2 protein-coding genes and 1 riboswitch are annotated in these 12,660 nt (G+C 47.1%); both genes read left to right on the top strand.

Annotated elements, in window-relative coordinates:
- The first annotated feature begins 98 nt into the window (after nucleotides 1-98).
- Nucleotides 99-1,796, top strand: coding sequence for a ShlB/FhaC/HecB family hemolysin secretion/activation protein (locus MGMO_RS04210; RefSeq protein ID WP_023493790.1), 1,698 nt, complete (start codon nucleotides 99-101; stop codon nucleotides 1,794-1,796).
- 191 nt (nucleotides 1,797-1,987) lie between these two features.
- A riboswitch (cyclic di-GMP riboswitch) is annotated at nucleotides 1,988-2,078 on the top strand.
- 39 nt (nucleotides 2,079-2,117) lie between these two features.
- Nucleotides 2,118-12,509 carry a filamentous haemagglutinin family protein gene (locus MGMO_RS04205; protein ID WP_023493789.1) on the top strand — a complete coding sequence of 3,464 codons (10,392 nt, stop codon included), beginning with the start codon at nucleotides 2,118-2,120 and terminating at the stop codon, nucleotides 12,507-12,509.
- The last annotated feature ends 151 nt before the right edge of the window (nucleotides 12,510-12,660 follow it).

Below are 12,660 nucleotides of genomic sequence, written 5' to 3'. Positions count from 1 at the left end.
GGATAAGCTTGTCACAAAACCTTAACACAAGCTTCATACAATAAAGGGATTACTGCTTTCAAGGAGAAAGCTGACTTCGACATTCATTTTAAAGTCTCATGCAGTCAAAGAATTACCAAAAAAACAGAGCTTTTAAAGGCCTAAGCTTATGCTCCATAATTTTAGTCCTTTGGGGGTTTAATGCAGCAGCACAGGTAGCTGCACCGACCAAAACCGAGGCAGCACAAAAAGAACCTGCACAAGCAAAACAAGAACAAGCAGCACCCGATCAACAAGTTGCCGAAAACGACCAGCAACCCGCCGATTTTGACCTTCTGGAATTACGGGTAAAAGGCAACACCCTGCTTGATGAAAACGAGCTAGGACGTACGGTATACCCGTTTTTAGGGCCGAAAAAAACCATCGATACGGTCGAGTCGGCACGTGCTGCGTTGGAAAAAATGTATCAGGGTAAAGGTTATCAAACCGTGGCCGTGGATATCCCCGAACAAGACGTAAAAAACGGGATCGTCTATTTACAAGTGGTCGAAGGTAAGGTTTCACGATTGCGGGTGGTTGAATCGCGTTACTTCTCCCTTGGGAAAATCAAGGCGGGTGTACCGGAACTGGCTGAAGGCCATGTCCCCAACTTTCCGCAAATGCAGAAAGAACTGGCGACATTGGGCGGACAAAGCGAAGACCGAAAAATACAACCCGTACTACGTGCGGGCGAAACGCCGGGGACGCTGGAAGTCGACTTAAAAGTCAAAGATAAACTGCCCTTCCACGGCAAGTTGGAATTGAATGGACGCAATACGTCGAGTACATCGAGGCTGCGTTTGGTGACCTCGTTGCACTATGACAATCTCTGGCAAGCCATGCACAGCGCCTCGGTGATGTATCAAGTATCGCCGGAGGACAATCAAGAAGTCGACGTGTGGGCAGGCACGTATGTAATGCCTGTGTTTAATACGGATGCAAAGTTGGCGTTTTATACGGTTAGTTCCTCATCAAACGCCCAAATTGCCAGTGCTGGGGCTTTGAATGTAATCGGTATTGGAAACGTCTACGGGCTTAGATTGGTAAAGCCGCTGGGTGGTTTGGACAAATACTTCCATAGCGCAACATTGGGTGTGGATTACAAGGACTTTAAGGAAGATTTAAACCTGATCGGCGCAGATAAGATTACAACCCCCATTTCGTATTTGCCGTTTTTGGCACAGTACAGCGGCAGTTTACGTGGTGAAGAGTCGCTGGCATCGTTTGACTTGGGGCTGCATTTTTCGATACGTGGTTTAGGCAACGACCAAAAAGAATTTGAAAACAAGCGCTTTCTGGCAAAATCGAATTTTATGTACCTGACGGGCAATGCGAGATTGCAACAAGACTTACCGAAGGGCATGGAATTAGTGAGCCGTTTTTCAGGGCAAGTCGCGGATTCCCCATTGATCAGTAATGAGCAGTTTTCTATGGGTGGGGACGAGAGCGTACGCGGGTATTTTGAAACCCAAACTCTTGCCGATGACGGTGTGTTTGGCTCATTGGAACTGCATTCGCCGCATTTGGGCAAGGCCGACTGGGATTTCGTCAACAACTTGAAAGTGCTGGCCTTTGTCGATGCCGCCAAAGGTTGGATCCAAAAACCGTTATCCGGCAATTCTTCGGGTCACTTCATTAGCGGTGGGGGGTTAGGTATGCGCTTTCAACTGTGGAACTACCTGAATGGCATGTTGGATATTGGTTTCCCCTTTACCTCATTGGCTCCAGTGAAAAGTGGTGACCCCCGCGTTCACTTTAAAGTTTTCACCGAGTTTTAAGTGTTGGATTGGCGGTGTTGTGCTTTTTAAACAAGTGATTCCGCTCATGGTTCGACAGGCTCACCACGAACGGAATCAACTCCTTGCCGTTCGTCCTGAGCTTTTCGAAGGAAGCTTGTCGAAGGACTTGTTCAGAGTTTCCTTAATACTACAGGTAAAGCAATAAGCCGGATTTCCGGTAAGTAAATTAATGTGCAAAAAGCCAAACCCGTTGTGAAGCGGGGGCGGAAAACTTCGGGTCTTGAGACTTTTTAAAGTAGCCAAGACAGCCGGGTTGCCACTCACTAAGTCGTAGCAATTATTTTAGTATAGGTGCCAACCATGTCTCCAAAAACGCAACTAAACCACAACCTAACGGCAGAGAATGTATTTAGGCTAAAGCCCTTGTCAGCCTATATTCGGGCTTTGATTGCTGGCGGTTTGCTTGCAGGTACAGTTTCGCCTTGCTATGCCGAGTTGCCAGTTCCCGTCGCCCCATTACCCGTCCCATTTGCTGGCTCCGGCTTTGTCAGTTCCGGCAGTGCTGATTGGTCTAACCCTAACCGCAACACACTAAAAGTCAATCAACATAGTGATAAAGCCATCCTTAATTGGCACGGCTTTGATGTCGGCAAAGGCAATACAGTCAAATTCGCCCAACCCAGCAGCTCCTCAATTGCATTAAACCGCATTAATCAGCAAACGAATGCGAGCCAAATATTTGGCACAATAACCGCCAATGGCCAGATTTACTTGGTCAACCCAAACGGCTTCGTGTTTGGAAAAGGTTCTGTCGTCAATACCGGCGCACTGGTTGCTTCAGCATTAAACATCTCAGATGATGCCTTCACAAAAGGACTGATAAGGGTTTACGATCAAAACAAAAATAACGGGCTTGACCAAGCCGCCTTGAACGGGACGGATCCTGCCACTAAGGTGAATCCTAACGCGAGCATTACTGTGGATGCAGGTGCAAAAATCCATGCCGGTAAAAATGGCAGTATCATCCTGGCGGCTCCTAAAGTTACCAATTACGGGTCGGTTTCCGCCGATCAGCAAGGCCAGATTCTGATGGTTGCAAGCAAAGACAAAGTGTATTTGCAACCGGCTTCCCAGGACAGCCCTTTTGCCGGGTTACTGGTCGAGGTGGAAACCGGCGGGCAGGTTTCCAACATGAAGGGCGGCGACGTTACCGTGCGCCAAGGCAACATTACGTTAGCCGGGTTTGCCGTTAAACAGGCTGGTAATCTTACAGCGACAACTTCCGTTAACATTAATGGGTCAATCAGGCTTTTGGCACGTGAAGCACGCGACCTAGCTAATACTGTGGAAAATAGTTTAAAGGCAACAAATACCACACGTACAACGGCCAGCAACGATGGCCTTGGCAAAGAATCCCAGGTTGTTTTTGATAAGAACAGTTCGACTAATATCTTGGCCGATCGTGACGGTGCACTTGCTATTGATGAACAAACACAGAAACCGTCTTATGTAGAGGCAAGCGCGAATAAAATCAAGATGGAATCCGGTTCTGCCATTACCGTCCCCGCAGGTAAGGTCAATCTTATCGCCACTTCTAATAATGCGATACCTTATCCAGACAACACCCTTACTTTCCTCAATGGTTCAAGCGGACGTATCTATCTTGACAGCGGTTCCCGTATTGATGTGTCGGGCACGAAAAATGTTACCGCGCCCATGTCAAGAAATGTCGCGGAAGTTTCTGTACAAAGTTTTAATTTACGCAATGCGCCTTACCAGAAAGGCGGTGTGTTGCAAGGCAAAACCGTCAAAGTGGATGTCCGTAATGCTAATGACATAAAAATCCTCGATGCCAAGAGCGCGGGTGCTGGCATCAAACGCGGAATCGACGAACGGCTAACCAAAGGTGGCGAAATCAACCTATCTTCCAGTGGCGATGTGGTCGTCAATAACGGTGCGGTGACCGATATTTCCGGCGGTACCGTCCGCTATAAAAGCGGATACATCGATACCACAAAACTGTTGTCTAGTACCGGTCAACTTGTCGATATCAGTGTCGCCGACCCCAATGAACGCTATGTTTCAATTTTTGGCACTGTCACTCGGGATCATCCCAAATGGGGCGTGACGGAAAAATGGAACGTCCTCGACAGTATCGGTACCGGTCATGTCGAGCGCGGTTATACCGAAGGTAAGGATGCTGGTTCGCTTAATATTGAAACCCCTCTCTTATCTTGGAATGGACAATTGATCGCCGGTTCGGTAAGCAGTATTTACCAACGTAAAAATCCCGCTTCGGGCGGAACATTTAGTTTTAACGATAAAAATTTAGAAACACCTGATGGAACTGTCTACTTTTCCAAACAGGACGTACTGTTTCAATTTGACCAATCGTTACAAGCGATTGCCTTTGAGGGAGAGGGAGTAGGTAAAGATTTTCCAAAAAAAGCAGATGGACAACCGGTTGATCTAGTCTTACCGACGACATTGGTCAATCAATCCGGCATTAGTAATGTCACGGTTAAAACGGGCGGCAAAACCACATTTGCCGACGATGCGGCACTGTCCATGCCGATTAAAAGCAAACTGACTGTTGAAGCATCGGGTATTGATATTAATTCGTCCATTTATGCCGCTGGAGGCGAACTAAATTTTAAAAGCGTGAATTTTGGCGAGCCTAAGTCTGGATTCATCAATATCGCTTCTAGCGCTCAATTGGACGTGTCAGGCCGTTGGGTTAATGATTACCTAAAAGATCCGTCAGCCATACTTACGGAACCGGTTGTTATTGATGGTGGGCAAGTGAATTTGCAGTCGGACCGGGATTTAAGCTTTAACACGGGCGCTACAATTAAGGCGGACGGTGGGGCTTGGTTAGGGCGAGATGGTGATACGTTGACTTCGGGCAAAGCTGGCAGTATCACATTAGCCGCCGGAACACCCTTGTTACAGGGGGTTGTGCATCTTGATGGGCTATTATCGGCTTATGGACTGTATGGTGATAAGGGGCAAGGGGGAGAGTTAACATTGGCTTCCAGCAATATTGTTGTTGGCGGTAATGGTAGCGAAAAGGATACCTTAAACCTGGGCGTGAGTGACGGTAAATTCGATTTTGCACCTCTATTTGGGTTCAGCAAGCTCACCCTAAAAAGCAAGCCGGGTACAGTGACGGTCAAATCGGGAGTCGATTTAAACTTAGTCACCCAAAATAGGGTTTTCACTGATAAGGAAACCGGATCAAAATCGTTATCCAACTTCTCCCCTTCTGGCCAACAATCCCCTAGGGCCTTTCGCGATGTGCCCAGTGCTAAATCCCTGGATGGCTTCACTGAGGTAGCAGTATTGCCTGAGCATTTAAGAAAACCTATCAATTTATCGTTAGATGGATTGACGGGCGTAACGTTGGAAACTGGAAGTTCCATCCGTACCGATAAAAAATCGACTGTCGACATTGTATCTTCCAATCTAGGAAAAGGTATTTATATTGACGGATTGCTTGAAGCCCGCTCTGGTTCTATTGACATTACCTTGAAAGCAGACCGGGACAACCTTTACGATCCGAACCAGTCCATCTGGTTAGGTAAGCATGCCAATTTAATCACACAAGGAACGAGTTTGCTAAATCCGGTTGATCGCTTTGGACGGGTCCAGGGTGATATCTTATCGGGCGGCGATGTGACAATCGATGCGCAACGCGGTTATGTCGTATTAGAAGAAGGTTCTAAAATTGACGTATCGGGCACGAGTACGCGGGTAGACGTGCCTGTTCCAAATTCTACCCGTTCTCCAGGGTTCACGGCTCAAGGTGGCCAGTTTGCTAAACGAGATATTGGGTCTGATGCTGGGGCTATTAGCTTAACAGCAGCAGAAGGAATAGTGCTGGACGGTTCGTTTAATGCCCATGCGGGCTCCAGCACTAACCGGGGCGGGCGTTTAGAATTGAATCTTGATCGAAATAACCGAAATGAAGATATAACAAGCTCCTATCCTCTCAATGCATTAACGATTAATGTGGTGGATAAGGATCAAAAAATACTTGCCGATACGGCACGTTTCAATGCGCCTCTTCCTGGCAATCTCATTGGGCAAGCCACGTTGAGTAGCCAAGAAGTCATGGAAGCCGGAATTGACGACCTGCATTTAAGCTTACCTGCCCAGTTTGACCTGTCTACTGGAAACCCGAGGCTTCCCGGAGAAATCCGATTTATGGGCGATGTCAATTTGAAGACGGCATCCAGTATTGCCCTCGATGCACAAAGGGTGGCTTGGGCCGGATTAAATAATGTCGCTACTGGGGTTGTCAATCTGGATACAGCATTTTTGGAATTAGGTTCTTCAAGTATTGGTAATACTGATAACGCAACGCCGACCCTCGGTGGAGGGATTTTTAATGCTTCAGCAAACTGGACACAACTAACCGGTTCCCTTTTAGCAACTGGATTCAATCATATAAACCTGAATAGCCAACATGACATAAGGGCCGTTGGTGTTGCCCTTCCTGGGCAACGCAGTTATACCGGCAGCCTAACGACGGCAGCAAACCTCAATTTGAGTGCAAGCCAAATTTATCCTTCGACACTTAGCCATTACGCTTTTACTGTAACTAATCCCGATGGTCAGCTTACTATTAATAGAAGTGGTGCAACAGATAGCACGCCTTTGTCTGCCGCTGGAGAATTGACCTTAACGGCATCTGTCATCAATCAAAACGGAATTTTGAAAGCCCCCTTAGGGACGATAGAATTGGATGCAAAATCAAGCCTTAGTTTTGGCAGCGGGAGCTTAACTTCGGTATCGGGTGACGGGAAAACCGTCCCGTTGGGGGTCCTGTTTAATAATGTATGGACGTACCCATTGCGCGGTATAAATAACCTTGTGTTTAACGAATTACCGGACAATACCCCGCTCGGCGAAAAGCATCTGGTGTTTAAATCGCCCGATATTGTTTTTAACTCCGGCAGTGTTGTTGATGCTTCCGGCGGTGGAAATTTACAAACCTATGAATTTCAACCCGGCATAGGCGGTGAGTTCGATTATCTTGACCCGTCAAGTATAGTGCCGGATAAGTCATCTTACCAAGGCGGCTTTGCTATCCTACCGTCGCTGAGTTCTTCCTTGGCACCTTATGACCATAAATTCAGTGCAAACTTTGGGGTGAACGGAAACTTTGCCACCCATGCCGGCGCGCAAGTCTATTTGTCCGGCACGAAATCTTTGCCCGCAGGAAAATATACTATTCTACCATCCCAATATGCCTTGCTCCCTGGGGCTTACTTGATAACACCCCAAGGTTCTAAAGCCCGTGACCAAATTGCGACCACCTTTACTAAGGTTGGGCTTCCCATTGTGTCCGGTTACCAAGCATTCGCCGGATCCAATGTGCGCGATTCAAGGTTAAGTGGTTTCCTGGTTGAAACCCGTAACCAGGTCATGAAGCGTTCAGAATATAACATCCAGACCGCAAATAGTTTTTTTGCGCAACGCGCAGAAAGCAAAGGTACCAATGTCCCTTTGTTACCAGCGGATAGCGGTCAAATCTCAATCGACGCAAGCACTCGGTTAATCCTCGACGGACAATTCAACGTGGCTGCCCAAAATGGCAGAGGTGCCAAATTGGATATTTCGGCACAGGACAAGAACATCGATATCGTCAATCAATTGAATCCTGTTGGGTCTACGGGGACTTTGCAAATACTTGACCAGCAACTTAGCAAGTTGCACGTTGATAGCTTGCTACTCGGCGGAAAACGCCAATTTGATAATGTGACTGGCAATACCAATTTGACCGTAACTACGAATAATGTCACTTTTAATCAAGGTACCCATTTACAGGCTTTGGATATAGTCGCTGCCGGTAAAAATAGTGTGGCGGTCAAAAATGGCGCGAGCATTAGCAGCAGTGGTCAGGTCAATACGGGCGAGTCTGTGTATAACGTGGTAGGCGATAGTGCCTTGTTACGGGTTTCCGCCGATAAACAAATTACAGTGAACCGCACTTATCCTTCAGGTTCTACTCCAGGCACTTCTGGTGACCTGTTGGTTGAGCAAGGGGCGGTGCTTTCAGCGTCAAAATCAATGTTGTTGGATGCCAGTAAATCAACGGTTCTCAATGGCGATATTGCCATGAAAGGTGGGGCATTGAGTTTGACCGCCAATGACATCAATATTGGCGAGTTTGCTGGGCAACAAGGCAATAGCTTGAATTTAACCAGCCAGAAGCTGGCCAGCTTTACGGTTGATGATTTCGTGTTAAAAAGCCGAGGTTCGATCAATTTCTTTGGTAACGTCGGCAAGCCAGATGGTAGTGCGCTCCAATTTAATAACCTAGTCTTAGACGCCAAGGCATTATCCGGCTATGAAAATGCCGGGAAGTCTGCAAAGCTTCAAGCCAATACTATTCTGGTGCAAAACTCGAGTGGAATTGCTGCCACCCAATTGGGAACGGGGACGGGTACGCTAGACCTGATAGCCAACCAGTACAGTCAAGGCGGCGGCACTTTCGGTTTGGATGGTTTTAGTGCCGTCAACATTGCCGCAGCTAAGCAATTTACGGGTATAGGCAATAGTACGATGAACATTGCATCAGACCTGAATTTAACCGCCGGTTTAATCACCACCACAGGCGGTCATAGCCTGGACATAAATGCCACTGGCCATAATGTAGCAATTAACGGTAATGGCAACGCTGGCCAACCCATTTCCAATGAGTTTGGCGGCAGGGTCAGTGTTGATGCCAACAGTATTGCCTTAAATAATGCCCATGTCTTACTGCCATCCGGCGCATTAAAATTAACGGCGCAAACGGGTGATATTCTGGTCAACGGAAAAACGGACATCAATCTTGCCGGACGTGCGGTTGGTTTTGCCGATATTTTTGACTACACCCCAGGCGGTACTTTCACAGCCGATGCGAAACACGGTTTAGTCGCGCTGGCTGCGGAATCCAACCTTGATGTCAGCACAGGTGGCGGAACGGCTTCAGGTGGCAATTTAATATTTAAAGCGCCAGAAAAAACGCTAGACCTGCTAGGAAACATTAAGGCTACCGGAGCGAGCGCAAACATAGATGTCGCGAATTTTTCTTTAACCGCTAGTTTTGACAGCTTAATGAATAAATTGGCATCAGCGGGGGTATCCAATTCACTCTATTTCCGCACGCACAACGCTGACATTATCCAGGCAGCGGGCAATCAGATAAAAGCCAATTCGGTAACCTTGGTGGCGGATAAAGGGGCAATTGACCTGTCTGGCGTACTGAATGCGGATGGTGCAAAAGCAGGTGGTGCCATCAATTTATATGCGGGCGGTAAAATTACGCTAGAAAATGGCTCGTTGTTGACCGCCAAAGGTTCTGAAAAAGGCGGCAAAGTCATGCTTTCATCAGTTGATTCCTTGACACCTGACCTAAGCGGAATAGAGCTTAAATCGGGTTCTACCATTGATGTCAGTGGTTCCAATGCCAATACGGGTGGCGAAGTGATCTTAAGTGCCTTGCGTACCGCTGATAATACCAATGTCAATATTAAGCCCATTGCCGGATCGGTGATTGGGGCTAGCCAGTTTTTTGCGGAAGGCGTAAAAAAATATAGCAATGCCGATATTGGCGATGATGGCTCAATTGATAGTGCTGATATTGATAAGATTAACGGTGAAACCTCCAGCTATATGACTGCGGCGGCACAGAATGTTGCCACAACATTGGGTAGCGGTATCCGTTTGCGTCCGGGTGTCGAGATTGACTATACCGGCGACCTAACATTAGCAATAGGAAATGACTGGGATTTCTCCAGCCAACGCTTCGGCCAAAACCAAGATATTGCTGGCTCTTTGATTGTTAGGGCAAGCAATAACTTGAATATTAACAGTTCAATTAAAGACGGCTTCGATGCCGCCGGCAATTTACAAACGGGTGATTCCTGGTCGTTCCAACTGGTTTCAGGTGCCGACCTAAACAGTGCCGATAAGTTTGCCACCATCAATAACAGCGGAATCGCAAATGCTTTGACCATTGGCCCAAATACAAGTGTACACACGGGATCTGGTGATATTAAACTGGCATCGGGAGGTGATTTTGTCTTAACAAATCATACTTCAACTGTTTATAGTGCAGGACGCGCAGATATAAATAATCCTTTTGGCTCACTCGATGGCTTACAAAATCTGGATTACAGTTTACCGGGCGAGCCTTTTATAACAACTGAGAAACTAATTGGGGAATATCCAATAAATGGTGGGGATGTGTTAATTCGGGCTGGCGGACAAATTAACGGTGCAACAAGCAATCAATTTTTGACCGAGTGGCTCAGTCGGCAAGGCGATACTTCGCCTAAAGATTTTGCTGGTGAAAACCACCTTACAGCTTGGGCAGTAGACGCTCATCTTTTTCGGCAAAATATAGGTTCATTTGGCGGCGGCAACGTCGATATTGCCGCTTCTGGCGATATCAATGACCTTTCCGTAATGATGCCGACAACCGGAAAACAGCAGGGTCATGATGTGGCGCATAACTCTGTTGTCGTTGAAGGTGGCGGACAAATGCGGGTAAATGCAGGCGGCAATATAAACGGAGGCGCTTTCTTTGTGGGTAAAGGGGAAGGCAGTATTTCTGCTGGAGTAGCCATTAAAGGGAGCGAAGCAAATTCGACCTATGCGTTTAAGACGGGACCGCAATTACTCTTAAGTGGAGACCGAAGCGACCCGGTAAATGGCGACAGCAATCTGTCCTTATCCGCTGGCCAAGGGATAAGCATAGCCGCCACATCCGATGCGATGATAATTGGCCCAAACTTTCTTGGTGCTCGGTTCTATTCTTATACTGACAATAGCAGGTTAGCGCTAAGATCCTTGTCGGGAGATGTGCATGTGAATTCTGACATTGGAACTTTTGAAGCTTTTGGTTTTGATCCAGATGATAAAAACTTAGAGTCAATTATACAAAGCGTCTTTCCCGCTTCATTAGATGTGACGGCCTTTAATGGCGATGTCGTGTTTGACAAAGATATTGTCCTGTTTCCGTCACCTGTCGCTAATATAAATATACTGGCTAGGCAATCTATCCATTCAAATACGGGGCAATCCAGTATTATCATGTCGGACGCGAACGTAAAAAATCTACCCTCAGTGGCTTCTCCGCTTACGGCAGGTGACTTAAATTTAAGTGCTGTGGCTTTAAATTTTGATACAGCCTTAATCAACACAGGCAAATCAATATCGGGGGCTAATGATAGAAGTGTAATACATGCTCCCGCCCCCGTTCACAGCCAAGATAATGTGCCTGCCAGATTCATATCTCAAGAGGGAGACATTAACTCGGTGCAAATTAACTTACCTAAGCAAGCTATCATAGAAGCTGGGCGTGACCTCAAAAACAGCCCTGTCATCATTCAACAGATCAATCCAAACGATGCCTCTCTCATATCGGCGAAGCGGGATATTATTTATGATACAAGCCTAGACAGAGATGGCAATTTGGATTCTTTAAAAGATTTATTTAACAGAATTGAAATTGCCGGCCCTGGCGATGTAACAGTCAAAACTGGGAGAAACTTCGATTTAGGGGCATCTGATGGCTTATCAACAGTAGGAAATCTTTTAAATTCTAATTTATCCAGCAAAGGTGCGTCATTGGATGTTTTGGTGGGGTTGAATGGCGGTACGCCCGACTATGCGGGCTTTATAAGCAAATACCAAACGAATGTGCTTTATGCCGAAAAATTTAATCAAGCCAAAAACGTGATTACCGAATTTATGCGGCAACGTTCAGGAAATGCCGCTTTGTCGGTAGCGGATGCCTTTAACTCATTCAAAAGCTTGAATAAGGATCAAGCATTGCCCATTCAGGCGCAATTAAATGCTTTGTTGTCCCAGGTGTTTTTTAATGAACTCAAAGTGGCTGGATCCGCATCGGCAGAAGACAAATCCGTTGGCAATAAAGGCGGATATGATGCGATAGATACGTTATTTCCAGGCAACAATTGGAAGGGTGATTTAAGAGTCTTCTTCAGCAAGTTAAAAACCGTTTCGGGAGGTGACATTAATCTTTATGCACCCGGTGGACAAGTAAACGCCGGCCTTGCTGTTGCGCCTAGCGGGCAGGGAGAAAAAACCGCCGATAAATTGGGGATTGTTGCTGAAAAGGAAGGCCAGATTAATGCCTTTGTGAAAGACGATTTTATCGTTAACTCATCAAGGCTCTTTACACTGGGTGGAGGTGATATTTTAATTTGGTCATCCGACGGTGACATAGACGCAGGTAAAGGGGCCAAATCGGCACTATCGGTTAGCCCTAGCATACCCTTCTTTGATGATAAAGGCGTATTACGGATACCACCTACTACAATAACCAGTGGTAGCGGTATCCGCACGGCAAGCTCAGGTGAACTGACTAGTGACGTGAGTAGTCCGCGCCGCAAACGGCTCAGTATAGACATAACACCTGAAAAAGCTGGCGATCTTTTTTTGATTGCCCCTAAAGGGGTTGTTGATGCCGGTGAAGCGGGCATCGCCGGTAACAACGTCACCATTTCGGCAACCGCCGTAATAGGTGCCAACAATATTCAGGTGGGCGGCATCAGTGCCGGTGTGCCGCAGCCTCCGCCCAGCGCGGCAGCTGGCTTGACGGGTACCAGCAACCTTAGCGCCGGTGTCACCCAAGTAGCGGAAGCCTCGGTGGCAGCCAATAACAAGGACTCTCAGATAAGAAATGCCGTATTAGGCCTAGTGAGTGTTGATATTCTCGGATTTGGGGAATGAGACGATCCTGGCTGATATCGGATATGGGAAGTCTCCGGCACTCAACTTATTGATTCGGCCTTGTGAAGTATTAAGTTTCCGTTCGCCTTGAGCCTGTCGAAAGGCGGTGTGTGCTTCGACAAGGCTCTCCTGAGCTTAGTCGAAGGGCTCA

Source organism: Methyloglobulus morosus KoM1, from assembly GCF_000496735.2.
Taxonomy (GTDB): domain Bacteria; phylum Pseudomonadota; class Gammaproteobacteria; order Methylococcales; family Methylomonadaceae; genus Methyloglobulus; species Methyloglobulus morosus.
The sequence above is the reverse complement of the archived record's forward strand: the minus strand, read 5'-3'. Positions and strand labels throughout refer to the sequence as shown.

Excerpts from the sequence above, each read along its gene's own strand:
- MGMO_RS04205 (WP_023493789.1), top strand. The coding sequence starts at position 2,118 with ATGTCTCCAAAAACGCAACTAAACCACAACCTAACGGCAGAGAATGTA.
- MGMO_RS04210 (WP_023493790.1), top strand. The coding sequence starts at position 99 with ATGCAGTCAAAGAATTACCAAAAAAACAGAGCTTTTAAAGGCCTAAGC.